Origin of the sequence: Paenibacillus antarcticus (genome assembly GCF_001637225.1) — a bacterium.
GTDB lineage: Bacteria > Bacillota > Bacilli > Paenibacillales > Paenibacillaceae > Paenibacillus_AQ > Paenibacillus_AQ antarcticus.
Genome location: NZ_LVJI01000015.1, coordinates 91,720 through 111,188 on the forward strand (window position 1 = coordinate 91,720; position 19,469 = coordinate 111,188).

Annotated in this window: 14 protein-coding genes; all 14 read right to left on the reverse strand. The window is 39.5% G+C overall.

Translation table 11 applies throughout. The annotated features are described in order from the left end of the window. Window positions 1–21: 21 nt before the first annotated feature. The 14 genes from PBAT_RS10420 to ric all read right to left on the reverse strand — a co-directional run bounded on the left by PBAT_RS10420 (window position 22) and on the right by ric (window position 19,384). Window positions 22–858, reverse strand: coding sequence for a carbohydrate ABC transporter permease (locus tag PBAT_RS10420; RefSeq protein ID WP_068649248.1), 837 nt, complete (start codon window positions 856–858; stop codon window positions 22–24). Then, window positions 858–1,757 carry a carbohydrate ABC transporter permease gene (locus PBAT_RS10425; RefSeq protein WP_068649250.1) on the reverse strand — a complete coding sequence of 300 codons (900 nt, stop codon included), beginning with the start codon at window positions 1,755–1,757 and terminating at the stop codon, window positions 858–860. The genes PBAT_RS10420 and PBAT_RS10425 overlap by 1 nt, the downstream gene beginning before the upstream one ends. Window positions 1,758–1,861: 104 nt before the next feature. Next, window positions 1,862–3,214 (reverse strand): ABC transporter substrate-binding protein, encoded by a 1,353-nt coding sequence (locus PBAT_RS10430; protein ID WP_068649252.1) that lies wholly within the window; start codon window positions 3,212–3,214, stop codon window positions 1,862–1,864. A 270-nt stretch (window positions 3,215–3,484) separates the two neighbouring features. Further along, complete coding sequence (locus PBAT_RS10435; protein ID WP_068649254.1) at window positions 3,485–4,324, reverse strand: AraC family transcriptional regulator; 840 nt, start codon at window positions 4,322–4,324, stop codon at window positions 3,485–3,487. A gap of 174 nt (window positions 4,325–4,498) precedes the next feature. Then, window positions 4,499–5,293, reverse strand: a complete 795-nt coding sequence (locus PBAT_RS10440; protein WP_068649256.1) for a response regulator transcription factor — start codon at window positions 5,291–5,293, stop codon at window positions 4,499–4,501. Continuing rightward, a complete protein-coding gene (locus PBAT_RS10445) occupies window positions 5,268–7,136 on the reverse strand; it encodes a sensor histidine kinase (protein ID WP_068649258.1) in 1,869 nt (622 codons plus the stop codon). Before PBAT_RS10445 ends, PBAT_RS10440 begins: the two co-directional genes overlap by 26 nt. A gap of 185 nt (window positions 7,137–7,321) precedes the next feature. Beyond that, window positions 7,322–8,158, reverse strand: a complete 837-nt coding sequence (locus PBAT_RS10450) for a carbohydrate ABC transporter permease (protein WP_068649260.1) — start codon at window positions 8,156–8,158, stop codon at window positions 7,322–7,324. Window positions 8,159–8,174: 16 nt separating this feature from the next. After that, window positions 8,175–9,059 (reverse strand): carbohydrate ABC transporter permease, encoded by an 885-nt coding sequence (locus PBAT_RS10455; RefSeq protein ID WP_068649263.1) that lies wholly within the window; start codon window positions 9,057–9,059, stop codon window positions 8,175–8,177. Between the two features lie 104 nt (window positions 9,060–9,163). Further along, window positions 9,164–10,507 (reverse strand): ABC transporter substrate-binding protein, encoded by a 1,344-nt coding sequence (locus PBAT_RS10460; protein WP_084402961.1) that lies wholly within the window; start codon window positions 10,505–10,507, stop codon window positions 9,164–9,166. Window positions 10,508–10,687: 180 nt separating this feature from the next. Then, a complete protein-coding gene (locus PBAT_RS10465) occupies window positions 10,688–14,044 on the reverse strand; it encodes a dockerin type I domain-containing protein (protein WP_068649265.1) in 3,357 nt (1,118 codons plus the stop codon). 527 nt (window positions 14,045–14,571) lie between these two features. After that, complete coding sequence (locus tag PBAT_RS10470; RefSeq protein ID WP_068649267.1) at window positions 14,572–15,357, reverse strand: formate/nitrite transporter family protein; 786 nt, start codon at window positions 15,355–15,357, stop codon at window positions 14,572–14,574. Window positions 15,358–15,415: 58 nt separating this feature from the next. Beyond that, a complete protein-coding gene (locus PBAT_RS10475; RefSeq protein ID WP_068649269.1) occupies window positions 15,416–15,742 on the reverse strand; it encodes a nitrite reductase (NAD(P)H) small subunit in 327 nt (108 codons plus the stop codon). A 36-nt stretch (window positions 15,743–15,778) separates the two neighbouring features. Continuing rightward, window positions 15,779–18,220 (reverse strand): nitrite reductase large subunit NirB, encoded by a 2,442-nt coding sequence (gene nirB / locus PBAT_RS10480; RefSeq protein ID WP_068649271.1) that lies wholly within the window; start codon window positions 18,218–18,220, stop codon window positions 15,779–15,781. Between the two features lie 444 nt (window positions 18,221–18,664). Next, window positions 18,665–19,384 (reverse strand): iron-sulfur cluster repair di-iron protein, encoded by a 720-nt coding sequence (gene ric / locus PBAT_RS10485; protein WP_068649278.1) that lies wholly within the window; start codon window positions 19,382–19,384, stop codon window positions 18,665–18,667. Between the last annotated feature and the right edge of the window lie 85 nt (window positions 19,385–19,469).

Below are 19,469 nucleotides of genomic sequence, written 5' to 3' on the forward strand. Positions count from 1 at the left end.
ATCTCCTTCCAGATTCTTAAGTTATTTAACTGATCCATCGGCCAACCCACCAGCAATTTTCTTTTGGATAAGCATGAAGAACACAATTGATGGTAAAATAACGATGACAGACGCCGCCATCATTTCTCCCCAATCGAGTATCTCAGATCCATTTAATGAATATAATGCTACGGAAATCGGCATTTTTGCCGATGAATTTATCAATAGCAATGCGAATAAGAATTCATTCCACGAATTGATAAATGTATATATCGCTGTTGCTACAATGCCTGGCGAGACAATAGGCAAGACCACTTGAATAAATACTCTCATTTTCCCTGCACCATCTACTCTGGCTGCTTCCTCAATTTCTAGTGGTACCGTTTGAAAGAAGCCTGTCAGCATCCAAATGGCATAAGGAATGGAGAAGGACAAATAGGTGATAATTAATCCTGTCCATGTATTTACCAGACCCATTTTAACGATGATGATGGAGTATGGAACAGCAAGTAGTATAGGCGGAAACATATACGTCGTAATAAGAAGCTTCGTCATCTTTTTCCCTGCATTTGGGAAGAATCGTACAATACCATACGCTGCTAAAGCTGATATGACAATCGAGATCAAAGTCGTCGCTAAAGATACAAGCAAGCTGTTTTTAATGTTTTTAAAGAAATGCAAATTATTTAAAACCCTGTCGTAATATACCCACGTAAAATTCTTCGGGAAAAATGCTAATGGGTGACTGGACATCTCACCGGGTGACTTAAACGATGATAAAATAATCCAAATCAGAGGAAAGACAGCAACAAGAGCAGCTATAGAAAGAAATATATACAAGATAGCAATACCCATTCGATTTCTACCTACAGTTTTCATTAGCGATCATCCCTCTCCCATTTAGTTAATAGCTTGAAGAATAATAAACATATTCCTAGTAAGAACAGTAACAAAATAACGGTTATCGCTGAAGCGACGCCTAGTTGTTTCATACCCCATCCGACTTTGAAAGCAAAAATAGGTAGTGTCATTGTTAAGTTCGATGGTCCTCCACCTGTTATTAAATAGAGAAGATCAAAGTTGTTAAATATCCAAATGGTTCTAAGTACGAGCAATAACCCAATAACGCCGCGGATATGACGAATGGTAATCGACCAAAATGATTGCCAAGCGGATGCACCATCCATGAATGCTGCTTCATATTGTTCTGAAGGTATTGTTTTGAGTGCTGACAAAATATTCACCATGAACAATGGAGAACCAAACCAAATATTAATGAAAACAACTGTCCCGAAGACAAAATTAGGGTCAGCAAAGAAATTGATGTTCTGGTTAGTCATTCCGATCGCGGTTAATAAATTAGGCATGAATCCATACACATCGTTAAATATCCATTTCCATGTAAATGCAATAACAATTGCTGGAAATGCCCAAGGGATTATAAGTAATATTCGAAAGAAACCTGAATACTTCGGTATTTTATTCAGCGCGAGCGCTGTGGCGAACCCTATTAATAACTGCCCTACAATGGAGAGTCCTGTCCATTTGATAGAGTTATAAAATGCGACGTAAAAGTCAGGATTAGTTAAGACGAACTTAAAATTATCTAACCAAACCCAATCTATACGTGTTTTGATCAAGTGCTTTGAAGTAAAACTGAAATAAATACTAGAAAAGATAGGATATATCAATAAAAGGACTACAATCAATACTGCTGGTAAAATAAATAACAAGCCTGTTTTATTGATTTTCTTGTACTTCTCACTGATGGTCCTCATCGGATTAACCCCACTTCTGAAAATGATTTTATGAACTACTCTCCTTCCTCTTTTTCTAATTATCCCTAAAACAAGCTAAGGGAGGGTAGACCTCCCTTATTTAGTTATTGTGCTAATTTAAATAAATCATCTAGTTTTTTCTCTGCTACCTTGGCAGCAGATTCGACGGATTCATTTTTCAAAACAATGTTTTGGAACATTTCTTCAATTACACTTTGGCTTGTAATGATACCCGCTTCAATGGATGGTTTATATTCCATACCGATTGCAGTTCCCTTATCCACCGCTTCACTAATAACTTTTACCGCTGCACTAAATTTCTGAATAGTAGGATTATTTAAGAATTCCGGATCTTCGGCAATATCCTTCATTGCAGGTAGCATGCCTGCAGGTACGGAGTGTAAAAATTTGATGTATTTTTCTTTTTCATACAAGCTTTCTACAAAGGCTTTAGCAATTTCAGGATGCTTACTTTGTTTCCACACAACCATCGGAATGTTTGATGTCTCTATCCCCTGTGTTTCATCTCCTGCATTGATTTTAGGAATTGGAGCTGCATCGATCTGATCTAATAGAGCAGGAGAGTTCGTTTCAACTCCACCGATATGGAATCCACTATTAAAGTCAAATGCCGTTTTGCCTTGATAAAATAGCGTCGATTGATCTAATGTTTTAAAGTTCAACGAGCCTTTAGGCGACACTTCTTTATACATCTTCACCCAATAGTTAATTCCGTCAATAGCAGCCTTACTTGTGAGATTTGCCTTTCCATCTTCTGTTATCAGCGTCTCTCCTGCTGAACGAACATAGAAATTCAAGAAGCGAGTAGCTAGCAAATCACCAAGTCCCATCGGAACCGATAGACCATATACATCCTCTGGATTGTTAATTTTTTTGGATGCTTCAAACAGCTCGTCCCACGTTTTGGGAACTTCTAACCCCGCTTTCGCTAGTAAATCTTTCCGATACCACATCACTTGAGCATGGGAATATAATGGAATGGAATAGTTATTGTCATCTACAGTTCCTTCTTTCAAAGGAGCTTCATAGAAGCGATCTCTACCAATATTGTCAATAACATCATTAATTGGAATAATCGCATCAGCATCTAGCATTTCAACTACATGATTCGGTAAAGCTGTACTTACATCAGGTACTTGGCCTGATTGTAGACCCGTTGTCCATTTCGTATAAAATTCAGACCAAGCAAATGTTTCGATTGTAACTTTCACATTTGGATGCGCTTTCATAAATGAATCAGCTGCTTCTTTCATGAATTCATTTCTTGGTCCCTGTGTGAAGGAGTGCCATAATACGATCTCCCCGTTTAACTCTTTATCTTTACTAGGGACTTCAGTTGCTGTGCCGCTGTCGGACTTCGTTTCTGTACCTGTACTACAAGCAGTTACGGAAAACATCATACAAGCAATTAGAATTAACGCTAACTTTCTTTTCATATCATGACCTCTCCCTTGGCTTTAATAGTACAAATCAAACATACACAATCAAATAGTGCTACCCCTTAAATCATAGTCTTTTAGAAACAAGAATCCCAAGAATAATCTAGCTAAGCATCTCCTCTCTTATTAAAACATGAAAAAACCATCGTTTTTACAGTGGGTAATTTTCCCTTTGTTCTATACTCATTAACTTTAACTAAATTAATAAAACTTTTAAATATAGCAAACCAATTATTAATAGCACAAATCGAACATTATGAATGTCTCTTAGAAAGCCCTTACACGCTGTCGGTAGGTATAAGGTGTAACCCCAAAATGTTTCTTGAAGGTTCTCGAGAAATAGTTGGGATCTTCGATCCCTACCATATAGGCAATATCCGAGATTCTTTCATCTGTCTCTAATATTTTTTTAGCAGCCTCTGTCATTTTCAATTGTATTAAGAAGTCACTTGGTGATTTACCCGTATCCTGTTTAAATAATCTGCGAAGTGTTGTTGAGCTGATATTGACCATTTTACTTAAGTCTTCAATACTAATATTAGTTTTAAAGTTATTTATCATATAATCTAGAACAAGTTGAACTCTGTTATCATTTTTGTTATCCACTTTAATGGTTTTTAGTTTATTTACTCGATTGAATTTCGTCTCTGAGGAATTGATTAAATACCCTACAATTAATTCCAAGTAGCCTCTTAGCATGAAATATCTCCCCCGACTAGACGAGTCCTTTTCCCTGATAATACAAGTAAAGAAATTTTTAATCTGAACGTCATTACACTTAACCTTTGTATCAAATCCCATAATTTCAGACCATACCTCATGATCCCCCAATGCAATAGCCGCTGTAAACCGAATACTTATAAAGGTGAAATCATCCGAAAATGCCTCGCAATGAAGCATGCTTCCTTGCGGAATATAAATAATGTCGTTTTCTTCTAATTGATAAGTAGTATCATCAATAATAAATACTGCTCTCCCTTTTTGAATAAATCGAATCATAGAATAAGGAATGACAGACTCATAATAAGTCCATTTGTTTGGAAACGAATATTTCTCTGCATAGAGGAAATTCAATCTAAAAGCCTGTAATAAGTTATTAACTTCCACCTTGATCTCTCCTTAGTTTACTTTCTGTCACCTAATCTATTAAAATCATATTAATATTTGTGGAGTGTAACACCTTACTTGTAGTTCCGCAAAGAATATTTTGTAATCTGTAGTCTACATCAATATTCTGTCTTCCATTAGTCCCTATCTTTATACAACAAAAAAAGGGGATCATTAAATCCCCTCTACGATAGAATTGATCGGCCCCCTCTTGCTCGACCTATACTCTGATGGAGTTAAACTAGTCGCCTTTTTAAATATTTTTATGAAATGTTTATCATCCCAGTAGCCAACATGATGACCTATTTTTGCGATGCTCATCATCGTAGTCGTTAGTAGTTGCTTAGCCTTTTCTATTCGTATATTTTGCAAGTAGCCTATGAATCCAATACCCGTCTCCGCCCGAAACAATCTTCCAAGATACGCAGGATTCAAATCGAATTGCCGACCCATTTCTGCCAAATAATGATCTTCATAATAAGTTTTACGAATCAACTCTTCTATTTGCTTAATAATAACGGGACCTGGTAAATTTTGTAGTGGTTTTGTAATTGCGATGACATTGAGCTGCTTCTTTCTCTCTTCTAGCGTGTTATTTGGCTGCATCCTCCGCAACCTTTCGAGCACAACTGACAATTCCGATCTGTTAATGGGCTTTAATAAATATTCGAACACACCGTAACGGATAGCCGTTCGTGCATATTCGAAATCATTATATCCCGAAAGTATGATAACAGGGACGGTTATTCCCGCCTCTGCCATATCTCGAATCAATCCCAAGCCATCTTTATTCGGCATCCTAATATCGGTAATAATTAAGTCGAATTCTTCTTCCTCCAGCTTATGAAGCGCTTCTAATCCATCATGAACTACACATTCAACACGGAAGTCAGGTGCTGTTTCACGAATGATTTTGATTAGTGCTTCACAGCCCCATTGCTCATCATCTGCGATCAGAACTCGGTACAAGATCTCCCCCCCCATCATGAGAAACATTCGGATCATATGGGATATGAATATTGACTGCTGTTCCACCATCATACTCACTGGAAATATGAAGATAGGCTCCGCCATCGTAATGTAATTGTAACCGTTTCTGAACATTGATTAATCCAATATGTTCATTCAACATAGGCTCAGATAATTGACCATGTCGAAGCGCTGAATTTAGCTCTGCTAGCCTATTCTCACTAATACCTTCTCCATCATCTAAGACGGTGATAACTATTTCCTTGTCACCATGAGCTCCGATTATATCAATACGACCTTTGGACCTTTTTTCCAATCCATGTTGGAATGCATTTTCTACAATAGGCTGCAGCATCATCTTGATCACTCTAACATTCATCATATAATCGTGTATTTCTATATGAACCTCATAACGGTTACCGTACCGTATCTGCATGATCGTCAAGTAGGCATTTACATGATGAATCTCTTCGGAGAGCGTAGAAAAATGCCCCCCCGTGCTACTGTAACGAAACATTTCTGCCAATGCGCTACTGAGCAAACTCACCTCACGAACATTATAAACCTCACCGATACTCGACATCGTGTTCAAGGTGTTATATAAGAAATGCGGATTAATTTGTGCACGAAGAGCAATGAGCTCTGATTCTTTACTATAGAGCTGGAGTTCGAACTCACGCATGCGAGTTTGAATAATTTCCTGTTGAAGCCGCTTGAGCTCATGCAACATCTTATTGAAATTATCACTCAGCAATCCAAATTCATCATTACGGTGATGATGAATTCTTGCAGAGAAGTTTCCTGACTCCGCTAATTTCATTGCTTGTTTAAGCTTAATCATTGGCTGTGTTAATCTACTGCTGATTAGTCCGGAGACGATTATCATGACCGTTGTAGCGATAATCAATAAAATAATGAAATTTAATCGAACTGTTCGCTCGAGTTCCTGTCCGATTTCCGACCACGGAACCGCCGCAACCACTGTCCATCCCGTTTTTTCAGATGAAGAATAACTAATTAATGTCTTTTCACCTTCATATTGCTGAGTAAATGAGCCATAAGGGTTTTCTCCAATTTTCGAAGCAATCGTACTTTCTATAAGCATCGACTGAACCGGAAAGCGCTCACTGTCATACACGGGTTTACCGATACTGTCCATAAGGAACACAAATCCGGTGCTTCCGATTTGAATATCAGAAAGGAACTCCTCGAAGGTATGCGGTGAAATATCGATAAACAGCGTGCCTTTATCCGTAAAATCCTTCGAACTCTGAAGACGTCTGGCAAAAGTAACAACCGATTGATTCGAGGCATAATCTTGTGAATGCTCCGAAATCAATATCGGTGTATTGGATTCACGAACTTGCTGAAACCAATTCTGGTGCTTGAATTGGTCATTAACCGACAATCTTGTCTCTAGGACATTGTGCAAAAGAACACCTTGATCTGTATACAAAAATATACCCTTCAGATCATTGCTCGAATTCTTATTCGCTGAAAATAGCTGACGATACTGATCGATTGCTATCATCTGAACCTCTACATCATTCATAGCAGCCAATGTTTTAGCATCCATTTTATCGTCTTGCCGCGTAAGCAAGTATTGCACATTCGGATTATAGCTAAGCATATTGCTTAAGCTGTACAACTGTTTATAGAATGCATCTACTTTACCCTGAACTTGCTTCGTAATTTGTACACTGCTTGCGCCGAGCTCTATTGCCATCGCCGAGACTACATATGTATAGTAAAGATAAGCGCTCACACACATGGGTACCAGACTAACCATTAGCAACACAACCAACAGCTTGGTACGTAGGGTTAGAAATCTAAGGTTAGACATTTGTATATATCGTATAGAAATCCCCCCTGTTGTGTCGCCTAATAGTCACTTACTTAAGGCAGTGGTTCCACCGTTTGTTCATTGTAATCTGAGTCGAGGTGAACACGGTTATTGTATCATCTTCTTGTCTGTTTTTCTTCATATTTTCGGATGTGATGAGTACTATATTAGATCTTCCCATCATTCTATCCCTTCACCCCACCTGCAGTTAAACCTGCAACCATATACTTTTGAAAAAACATAAATACTAGCACAAGCGGCAGAGTTGCGACAACAGCCGCCGCACTAGCACCAGACCAGTTATACGAAAACTCTCCAAAGTATTTCATCGATAGTCCAGAACTCAATGTTCTCATTCCTAGATCACTAGTTAATGTCAGCCCAAATATGAAGTCATCCCATGATACTAGAAACGCATAGATCGAAATGGCCAGAATACCTGGCTTAGTCAGAGGTATAATGATTTTAAATAAAATTTTCCATCTGGAAGCACCGTCAATCTCAGCCGCTTCCTCTAATTCCTTAGAGATACCATCAAAGAACAATTTCATTAGCATTATGGAAAATGGAAGGGCAGTCGTCGTATTGGCCAAAATCAGTGCCAGATAGGTGTTAAGCAAACCGAATGAACTATAGATCGAATACAACCCTATTAACAATGTAATAACTGGGAACATCTGGGTAGATAAAAAAGACGTCAACAGTAAGTTACTCCCTTTAAATTTAAATCGTGAGAAGGCATAACCTGCGAAGATCGAAACAAATAGGCTTAGTGCCGTCGCACCTGCAGCAACTACTACCGTGTTACGATAAAATCGCAAGAAATCTATATCCTTGAAAACTGCCATATAGCTGTCGAGTGTAATGTTTAAATCAAAAAATTTTGGAGGAAATTGAAATAAGTCATTATTAGATTGCAACGATGTAACAATTATCCAATAAATTGGGAATAAAAAACATACCATCGTAATTGCAAGTAATATATAATTGCTAGTTGATTTCAATATAGCGTTTTTTCCCATTCTACAATCCTCCTATTCATTCTCCATCTGTTCTCGAGAGACGGTTGAAAAACAATGAAATACCAACCAAAATGATCATCCACATTACACCGATTGCTGCTCCTCGTCCCATATCGAATTTTTCAAACGCATTCGAGTAGGCTAGCACAGCAAGTGTTTCTGTTGTATCGACTGGACCACCATTAGTCAATGTAAAGAAAAGTGTTAACATTTGAAAGTTATTAACTATTGTAATTAAGGCGACATTGAGTAGTATCGGTTTCAATTGCGGAATTGTAATGTGTATAAGTGATTGAATGCGTCCAGCACCATCTATGTTAGCAGCTTCGTATAACGAACTCGGTATACCTTGCATACCTGCAAGAAGCATCGTAACAACAAGCGGGGTTTGTCGCCAAATGGCTACTACCATGACCGCGTATAACGCTAAATCCATATGATTAAGCCAATTCACCTTGTCTGAAATAGAACCTGTTTTCATTAGAAGGTAGTTCACTACGCCAAAATCATTTTGGAACATCCACATGAATACAAGTGCCGCCACAATGGTTGGTACGGCCCACGAAATCATAATTATACTTCGGAAGAACGGACGGAATATGATCGATTGATTCAAAAGTAATGCAATTCCAAAACCAACTAATATTTCTACAATCAAAACTACACCCACATAGTTTAACGTAACTCCTAGGGAATGCATGAACTCACCCGAGCCAAGTACTGCCTTATAATTGGCGAAATTATTCCAAGCGTGGTTCGTGGAGAGCAGAGAGTCCTCTCTAAAACTCGAAATAATAGCCTTTGCCAAAGGAGCAACAATGGTCAAACATAATAATAGCAGGGCTGGAAGAAGCAATAAAATAGCAAATAGTAAATTGCGTTTCGAACGGTTAAGAGCCATTGGGCACCACCTTAATTAGAAGTAAACTACATGATGTCGCATAAATATAAAATCGGGGATTATAGACTGAAACCTTAATCCCCTCGTAGAATCGTGGTTTCCGTTTATTCGTATAATTCCTTTATTTTAGGCATAACATATTTAATTGCGTTGGCAGGAGTTTCATTCCCCACCGTTACGAGTTGCAACATTGAAGCTACATTTTTCATTGCTTCGTCAAACTTTGGATTGCTGTTAGGGAATGCTGTAGCGGTAGACATTTGTTTGTTGAATACTTTTGCATAGTCATCCTCATTCATCTCTGGAAGCTGCGCAAGAGATTTCCGCGCTGACATTACACCGTTAGATTTATGGTACATAATCATCGCTTCCTTAGAGACTAAGAATTTAACGAATGCAGCTGCTGCTTCTGGGTTTTTCGTTTGTTCTGAAATTAATAATTGATGCTCCGTAAATACTGTTTCTGAACTACCCGTTTTGTTTACAGGTACTGTTGTAACACCCCACTCTTTGTCGAACGCTTCTCCTTTACCACTGGATGTCCGGAACACGTTACGTCCGAAATCACCATCAATAAACATGCCAAGCGATCCAGTTGAGAACAAGCCGCGTAGAATTTTGGTATCTGCACCTACAGGTGATATTTTTCCTGCCGCCATTCTTTGCACAAATCCTAAACTTTCTTCTAAGGCTGTCCCTTGATCAAACGTCAACTTCCCGTCTGTCAAATAATTGCCTCCGTAAGAGAGATATGGAATCCAAAACTTACTTCCTGAGTTGGAATCCGAACCATTATCAATACCGATGCCATAGACTGGTTTTCCGTCTTCAGTGTTGCCAAGAGCTGCAATTTTTGTAGCTATTTCTTCCACTTCCGCCCATGTCGTCGGTGATTTCTCAGGATCAAGGCCAGCCTTCGCGAACAGTGTTTTATTCCAGAACAATGCATTTGGATGCGGTGCCCACGGCATTGACATGACTTTTCCGTTATACGTTGCGCCCGTTCTGCTAGCTTCTACAATGTCATCTATGATTTCATTGCCTAGCAATTCGTCAAGTGGTTGAACAATGCCAGCGCCAACGAAAGCGGGTGCAAATGCTTGGTTAGACATCATAATGTCAGGAGCGCTACCTCCCGCCGAGTTGACGAGTACTTGATCTTTAAATTGAGCGAATGGAATGCCAATCGATTTAACTTTGATATTCGGATTAGCAGCTTCGAATGTTGCCACAAGGTCTTCAAATACAGTCTTAGTAGCATCCTCAACTGCTATCCAGTTTGCAAAGGTGATTTCAACCTGTTTACTATCATCTTTGTTTTCGGTTGACGAAGTGCCTGCATTCTTATCAACTGTGTTGCCATTACCAGAGCCACAGGCCGAGATCACAACAAGTAGCAAGAATAGGCATACTGCCACTACAGTTTTGCTTATAATATACTTTTTCAATGTTCATTCCCCTTTTATATTGTTTTTTTAATACAACCAAATTGTAACCGCTATCATATTTATGTTATAGAGTTAGTCTTATAGATTGAAGTGTGTTTTTTATACATAGTAAATTTTTAAATAATACAAAAAGCCCTTTCTGAAAAGGGCTTAACGTCAAATATTAACACAATATTTGGATTATTCCAGCAACTGCTGTGCCAATGTCGCCAAGTCTTCCAGACCAATCACACCGTCACGATTCAGGTCGGCTACTCTGATCAATTGCCAATCTGAACTGCTACTTGTTTTACCATAATGGAATGCTATAATTGCCAAGTCGCCGATACTGATCTTACCGTCACCGTTCAAGTCACCTAATGTACCTGCTGTTTCTAAGTTGATTACATGCGTAGCCGCCTGAGCAGTATATTCGTTACCTTCAGCGTCTCCAAAGACCGCACCCGTCACTTCTATTGTAGTCGATTCATCCCCTGCTACTTCCTTTGCTAGTAACTGCAACTCAAGCAGTTCAGTCTGATCGCCACTAACCGCATTCTCGGAACCTTTACTCACAACAATCAGTCTTAGGATACCTAGTGTATCCGACTTCGTATCCACTATACTCAATCCTGCTGCTAACACCTTCACATCGACATACTGAAGTAAATTAGAATCATAGCGAATGATGATATCCTGTGCAGTTAATGGTGTAGCTGCCTTTTTCACACCAAAGCGTATATTGATATACTCCCCTAATTTGATAACAGATGGACCGCTAAAAATGGTTTGAAGTCCTTCTTCATTCTTGGAGGACACGACTACACTTGCTTCAGTGGTAATACCCTGATAAACAACTCTTATCGTTGCAACACCTTCCTGAATCCCCTGTAGCAAGCCCGCTTCAGTGACAGAAGCAATATCGTTGCCGATTAATTCAAAATGTGATAGCGAGGTTACATCGGTCTCCGTTCCATTATTCATCTCAGTAAGTACAAGTTGATGTCTATCCCCAACTTCTAAATTGTAACTTGATTGATCTAATGCAAGAGTAATTACAGGAACCACAACATTTGGCTCTGAAATACTCACTTGATCTACAAGAAAACTACCGGTTGCACTACCACTTGGAACCTGCAGACGTAACTTACTAATAGCATTGGTACTCGATCCGAGTGTACCTTTTCCCACCCTGACACCATCAAGGAGGACAATGTAGGTTGAAGTGTCCCGATCGACAACTGCTTCAAGAGTCTGCCACTCGTTAATTTTATAGGCTGTGGTGGTATCTATAAAGGCACCTGCGTTTGTATAGCTTACTTTCCCTGAAAGGTTTAAACTTAATTTAAGAATTTCTCCGTCTTGTGCATCCAGATAATGCAATCCAAGTGGCATATTGGACTGCCCTGCCTTCACCCGGGTGACCAGCTTTACAGTTCCCGCTTTGCCTGGGAATGACCACACACTTTTATTTATGGTACTGGACTGCATCAGCTTCAATGCTTGGATATCTCCTTCACTAGTAATGACAGGCTGGCTATTGCCGCTTGTTACCCATCCGTTTGGAGATTGACCTATTGTCATATTTTCAAAATCCTCATGATCTACTGATGTCCAGGAAGATGAAATGACTTCCAAATTGACCAGAGAGTTGACGAGTTTATCACCCTGCTTATTGGAGACGTAAACATCAATAGGATAATTGTCAACTGGTTTGTTCAAAGCATTGTGTACTACTATTTCAGTAGAAACCGTTTCGCTCGGAGCTATTGTACTGATCAATTTCGTCGCAGGAGAAATCTTAACTCCGGCAGGTCCAACAGCGGATAAAGTAAGATCTTTGTAATTACTAATACATGGATTGCTAACATTAGCCATAATACGTGCGATACCATTCGCGGTGTTATTAGCAATGGTTAGCGATGGTAAGCATCCTTCTTCAGGAGTAGCAAGCACACCGTTTCCTTCATAAGCACCGATATTCGGCACTTTCGTGGATGACACAAGATTACCGAAATAATCTTTACCACCATTAGAATTGATGAGTACACCCGCTCCAATAGCCTTAGATCCTTCCTGCAAACGGTATCCGCGCGGATCGTTATTGTTAGGATACACGAGTAACGGATCCGCCTCTGTAATCGTATCGGTAGCCCAATTTGGAATAGATGTAAGACCATAAAACACGTTATTATCCAGTTTGAAATCAGTATCTGTTAATTCCCAGCCGACTGTACCTGTACCGGTCTTGTATACAATATTATTGAAAAACTCTACATTCCTGATAGGTGAACCATTTTGCGCATATACCGTTGGCGACAGTCCATTGCCAATGTACATCGTATTGTTATATATTTTCCCATTTGAGATTTCGCCGCCGCAGCCTTGCAGAAACAACTGCGCACGATCGTTGATAGAAATATTATAACGAATGATAAAGTCTTTCGTGTTCGATCCATCAGGACAAAACAAGAAAAAGCCACCTTCATTATTATAAGAAAGATTGTATTGAAAGATAATATGATTTGTAGCATGGTCGATATCATAGGCCATTCCATCGAGTGTACTAATTCCACCGGATGTCCGGTTATATTGAAATGTAATATTATCTGAGTTGGCCGTCCACATGCCGGCGTTATAGGATCTTGAACGTACATTAAAGCCTTCCAAGTTGTTGTTTTCAACGAGACCTCCATCTGTCATCTTAGGGACAATCCCATCTCCACCGATATCAGATAACTGATTACCGCGAATGATTGTATTTGTATGAGGATACCAATTTGCTGTGCAATCGGTTTGCCAACGAGACAAGTCAGGGCGTTTACACCAATTGGACCAGAAGTATATACCTTGCCGGTCAACAGAATAGATCCTGTTATCCAATATTTGCATGTCATGGAAAGCTGTCGGAGTCGTTGTTCCCTGCGCTTCAACAACAATCCCCCCCGAAGCGTTTTTGAATTTCCCTGTGCTGGAGTTAGATCCTCCACCGGTTGTTGACGGCATATAGCCTCGAACATCATGAATTGTCAGGTTTTTGAGCACAACACCATACATATCACCGGAATCCTCAGCGAACACGTACACACCACGTCGTGCAGTCGTATTATTGCCTGGTGCTACAAGTTCTAGGTTACTCAATTCGACGTATTGCATATTTTTCAATAACACCGCATTGGTTTGCCCATTTGCATTAATGATTGGACTTCCAATTCCACTTCCATATGCGCTGATGATGATTGGGGAAGTTTTTGTTCCGGAGCCGGAAGGTGCGAACTGCCCTAAACAGATTGATCCTCTTTTAAAAAATATAGAATCTCCTTGCTCAAGAACAACAGAGTTCACAGCACTCAGGCTATTGTAAGGGCTTACAATAGTTCCCGTACCTGAGTTAGTACTAGTGCAATCCACATAATACGTGTTACCCGATGCTATAAAAGTAGTCCTATCTGAATCTAGAGCCAGCGCTGCTGTCGGAGCAAAAGTCATACTGCTTAGAGTGATTAGCAAGCCAATCAGCATAAGTGATATTTTTCGTAAAATTGAATAAACAACCATTGTAATTGTTCCCTCCTCAATAAATTAAAGTAGGTACATAATGCAATTTAATCAAATCATGTACCTATCCTGACAAACTTCATGACATGGCGAACTTTATTTACTCAACAATTTTTTTAGCCCCGACGACAAGGTCTTCCAGACCAATAGCGCCATCTTTATTTAACATCTAGTAAGGAAAGGCATACTGCCACTACAATATACTTTTTCAATGTTCATTCCCCTTTTATTTCGTTTTTTAATACAACCAAATTGTAACCGCTATCATAATTATGTTATAGAGTTAGTCTTATAGATTGAAGTGTGTTTTTTATACATAGTAAAAATTTTAAATATTAAAGCAGGGACCGCGTATCTTCTTGGATGATCTTCGACTTTTTTCTTGAATACCTTCTGGCTTATCTAGTCTATTTCATACTGAACGAATATAAAGAGCCGTATCGGATAATCGATACGCCTCCTTTTCACCTTAATAAATTAAATTACTTGTTCACAATCGGATATAAGTATATTGCAATGATTATGTTTTATTTCTTATTTTTTCGAACCGGAGAAATAACCCAGTATGCCATACCTACGAACAGACCTCCGCCAACAATGTTACCTAAAGTAACCGGGATCATATTATGAAACCATCCAACCACAGATATGGTTTCTGGGTGATTCGGTAATAAGGTAGCGATACTTAATAACGTCATGTTAGCCACACTATGCTCATAACCACTCGCTATAAATGCAAATAGACACCACCAGATAAGGATTAATTTAGCGACTTCCTCCTTGGCCCGCATGGACATCCATATAGCTAGACATACCAACCAGTTACAAAGAATACCTCGAAAAAACAGTTCCATTACGGGTAGGCTCATCTTTTTAGCTGCTGCCGCAAAGAGAAGATGTTCAGCAGGTATCCCTTTAAACAGTCCCGCACCTAGAATTAATAGGCTAAGTACAATAGCACCAAGTACGTTTCCTATAAAAACAATACTCCAGTTCTTGAGTGTATCCTTTACCGTTGTTCTCCCTGCTAATGTACTCATCGTAAAAAACATATTATTACCCGTAAATAGCTCTGAACCTGCAAATATAACTAAGGTGAGTGCGATTCCGAATGATCCACCCATAATGAGTGATTGAAATGGAGACTTTATCGCGGCTAATGGGGCACCTAATGAGAAAATTAGGATAATCCCAATTCCCACATAGGCACCCGCTAAGGCAGCTGCTATTGTATAACGAAGTAGACTCTCATTCATCTTTTCTTTTTTCTTAACCGCCGACTCCACTATGGTCTCTACACTTTGTGTATACAAGCAGACCGCCTCCTGAAATGATCTGATTCGTTATTTCTTGTTATCATGCGCTAGAATGTTATGCACACACACAAATTTGAATTTCTTCATTCTTAACAATAACAGGGTATGTTGCGACTTGCCCTATATCCGGTGCTTGCACGGTTCCACTCGTTAGGTCAATCTTCCAGTCATATAAGGGATCATAGATATAATGACCAGATACGATCGCTTCAGCCAATGGGCCCCCCTTAGGGTGTGGCGATTTATTCGCCACGGCGTAAACATTCCCATCCGAAGTACGGAAGATAGCAATCTCCTGACCTTCAATGATAACTACCCGACCCACTTGTACTAAGCACTCATCAATCGAACCAATAGAGTAATAACTTGTTGTCATTTCCATTTCAACGCTCCCCTTTCCATTCAATGTACTAATCGGTTATTTTACTGGAATTGCAGATTTATGATCTTCATACAGAGCTGTACGTGTTTTCTCATCAAGAAGCATTTTTTTCCAAGGATCTTCCACCTGCTGAAGAGCAATTTCAATTCGATTAACAAGCTCTTTACGGTTATCTAGATTATCCAATATCGCAGATTGAATCTGCTCAAGGCCTATTCGTTCTACCCACTCCGAAGTTCTCTCCAAATATTTGCCGGTTTCACGATAATACTGCATAATTGCTCCACAAATCTCTATCAACTCTTCATCCGTTTTAACTTTACAGAAGCTATCAGCAATACGAGGCTTAATCCCTCCATTACCACCGATAAAGATCTCCCATCCTCCATCATTTCCGACAATACCAATATCCTTTGTACATGCTTCCGCACAGTTCCGCGGACATCCATTCACAGCATATTTAAATTTGGCAGGTAAATCGAGACGCTCGAATTTACGTTCTAAGAGTTCTCCCATTGCCATAGAATCTTGTGTACCAAATCGACAGAATTGAGAACCCACGCATGTTTTGACTGTGCGTAACGATTTTGCATATGCATAACCTGAAGGCATATCAAGTTCTTCCCATACTTTAGGTAAGTCTTCCTTCTTGACTCCGATCAGATCCAACCTTTGCCCACCTGTTACTTTGATGACTTTAACATCATATTTTAAGGAAACATCTGCAATTGTCTTGAGATCTTCTGGTGTCGTAACGCCACCATACATCCGTGGAACAACCGTGTACGTCCCGTCTTTTTGAATATTTGCGTTCATTCGTTCGTTAACAAACCGTGATTCTTTCTCGTCTTCATAACTCTCTGGATAAATCATACCCAAGTAGTAGTTGATGGCTGGACGACATTTCGAGCAGCCTTCGGCGTTACTCCACCCAAGTACATTCATCACTTCACGTGTCGTAGTTAACCCTTTTGTCTTAATCTCAGCTACTACTTCATCCCGGTCGAGCGAAGTGCAGCCACAAATCCCTTGCTTGGAAGCGACCTTGAAGCCATCCCCAAGGACGTACTGCAGTATTTGCTCAACAACTGGTTTACATCCTCCACATGACCGGGTTGCACCAGTACATGCTTTAATCTCATCTACCGTCGTTAACCCTTGATCTGTAATGACATCGACAATTGTTTTCTTAGTTATCCCATTACATCCACACACGATCTCATCATCAGACATCGTTTCTACAGAGGATTGTTTCTTAGTCCCATCACCACAGCATCCTGTTCCCATGACTGAATTATAAATATCATCCGTCATTTCGGATTGTTGCTTAATCAACTTCTGCAGATTGGAAGACTCTGTTACATCTCCGAATAATACAGCTCCTACAATAACATTGTCACGAAGAAGCACTTTCTTATAGGTTCTTTTCCATTCATCTCTAGCTGCAATTATGGTATGTTCCGGTCTTTCGACAAACTCACCTGCTGAGAATACATCAACTCCAGAAATTTTGAGCTTGGTTGCCACAATAGAACCTTCATACGGTAATGTGTCTACTCCACACATATGTTTAGCCAACACATGTCCTTGTTCAAATAACGGAGCTACGAGTCCATAACACACTCCCCGATGTTGAGTACACTCACCGACAGAATATACATCTTCAAATGAAGTACGCATATAATCATCTACAACAATACCTCTTTCTACTTCCATACCGCTATCTTTCGCAAGCCCTATGTTTGGTTTAATACCAACAGCCATTACAACAAGCTCTGCATCTAATATGCTGCCGTCACTAAACCTTAGTCCACTTACTCTGTTTCTTCCAATAAGTTCAGAGGTTTGTTTGCCCATTGCGAATTTAATGCCTTGGCGTTCCAATTCCACTTGTAACATTGACGAAGCGCTTTGATCAAGTTGACGTTCCATAATGTCATCCATCAAATGGACAACCGTTACATCCATGCCCAAATTCACGAGTCCTTTAGCAGCTTCTAATCCTAATAATCCGCCACCGATGACCGCGGCTTTATTATATTTCTGAGATGCTTCTAACATTTGGTTACAGTCGCTAATATCTCTAAAACCCACTACGCCTTCCTTATCGCTACCAGGAATCGGTAGAATAAATGGATTAGATCCTGTAGCAATAATGATCTTATCATAGCCTTCCGTCATACCATTATCCGTAGTGACTTGCTTGTTTACCGCATCAATATATGTCACCGTTGTTGTCGTATGTAACGTAATTCGATTGTCTTTATACCAGTTCCAATCGTTTAAGACAATGTCATCAACCGTCTTGCTACCTTCCAGAACATAGGAGAGCATAATACGGTTGTAGTTAGGATGTGGTTCACTACCAAATACCGTAATATCAAATGAATCACTGAGTTTTAGAATTTGCTCAACGGTACTTATTCCAGCCATACCATTCCCAATAACTACAAGCTTTTCTCTTGTTGGTGTTTGCATTCTAGAAAACCTCCCTCTGTGCCTTGCTTTATAAAATCAGTATAACACCCTCACATATCTACAATGTGATTTCATTCACATTATATGTGAATAAAATCACAAATAAGTTCACAAGTTTATAAAAAAGGTGAACTTTCCATTTGAATTATGTTGGGAGCAGTACGTGTAGCCATAGTCAATTTTCACGAAAAAAACCTAATAAATTCCAGTTGTTCAGTGAAACTACTGGGAGAACAGTGGACAAAAGCGCTTATATCCCATCCAATCCGACGCATAATGGATACTCATTGCACTACTTCATCCATTCAGGAAAGTATTAGAGAGGACACAATACATCGTGTCCTCTCTTAGGTCTGTTTACAGTTATTATTGATGTCCACGATATCATGAATCAAGCACATTTCAAGAGTCCTTCAATGGACTCTATTCTTTGTCATTTCAGAATCAGAATTGATAACGTGGGAACAAAATATTGTTCTCCAAATGGACATGCTCAAATGTCATCCGTTCAAGCTCAGCAAGTCTTTCATACGTTATACGATACGTAGTACAAGCATGTGCAGGCGGCGTGAAATCATTCGTGATCTCCCTGATTTCTTTTAGAATGTTACCCGCTTTGTCATGCTCGTCCTCTAATCCCACAATCAAATCGTAAAGACCTTGTTGAGCAGATTGTTCAAATGCTTGATCTTGGTCAACCATCCGCGGGAAAATTTGCTCTTCTTCGTTCGTGGTATGCTCAAGTAACTCATCCTTCAGCTTTGTATACAGAACATACAATTGAGCCAAATGAGGATCATGATCACCATGAACTTGGTTAACCCTCGCAACATTCTTATAAACTTCAGGAAGTTCCTCACGTAAGTAATCGTGGTGTTTACTCACAATATATTGAATCAAAGATGGAGAGTCCATTTCTACAAAATGGTTTATTCCGTCAATATCATCACTCAGACCTGAATGGTTAACAGCTAGATAATGTAACTCCTCTAGTACTTGATCAATGTCCAGACCTCTCTCTTGAACAGCTTCCACGAGTGGACGCTTACCGCCGCAACAGAAATCAATCTTATGATCTCGGAAATAGTCGCTAGCCTTTGGAAACTTTATAACAATATCACTTACGATATGATTAGCACTAAAAACAAGGGGCTCAATTGACATTCTAAATTCCTCCTAGGTATCTTTTCTTAATCTACCTATTCAGGCTACACCTAGGAGAAAGGACGGATTGTGATTGTAATCACAA

Excerpts from the sequence above, each read along its gene's own strand:
- PBAT_RS10420 (WP_068649248.1), bottom strand. The coding sequence starts at position 858 with ATGAAAACTGTAGGTAGAAATCGAATGGGTATTGCTATCTTGTATATA.
- PBAT_RS10425 (WP_068649250.1), bottom strand. The coding sequence starts at position 1,757 with ATGAGGACCATCAGTGAGAAGTACAAGAAAATCAATAAAACAGGCTTG.
- PBAT_RS10430 (WP_068649252.1), bottom strand. The coding sequence starts at position 3,214 with ATGAAAAGAAAGTTAGCGTTAATTCTAATTGCTTGTATGATGTTTTCC.
- PBAT_RS10445 (WP_068649258.1), bottom strand. The coding sequence starts at position 7,136 with ATGTCTAACCTTAGATTTCTAACCCTACGTACCAAGCTGTTGGTTGTG.
- PBAT_RS10450 (WP_068649260.1), bottom strand. The coding sequence starts at position 8,158 with ATGGGAAAAAACGCTATATTGAAATCAACTAGCAATTATATATTACTT.
- PBAT_RS10455 (WP_068649263.1), bottom strand. The coding sequence starts at position 9,059 with ATGGCTCTTAACCGTTCGAAACGCAATTTACTATTTGCTATTTTATTG.
- PBAT_RS10465 (WP_068649265.1), bottom strand. The coding sequence starts at position 14,044 with ATGGTTGTTTATTCAATTTTACGAAAAATATCACTTATGCTGATTGGC.
- PBAT_RS10475 (WP_068649269.1), bottom strand. The coding sequence starts at position 15,742 with ATGGAAATGACAACAAGTTATTACTCTATTGGTTCGATTGATGAGTGC.
- nirB (WP_068649271.1), bottom strand. The coding sequence starts at position 18,220 with ATGCAAACACCAACAAGAGAAAAGCTTGTAGTTATTGGGAATGGTATG.
- ric (WP_068649278.1), bottom strand. The coding sequence starts at position 19,384 with ATGTCAATTGAGCCCCTTGTTTTTAGTGCTAATCATATCGTAAGTGAT.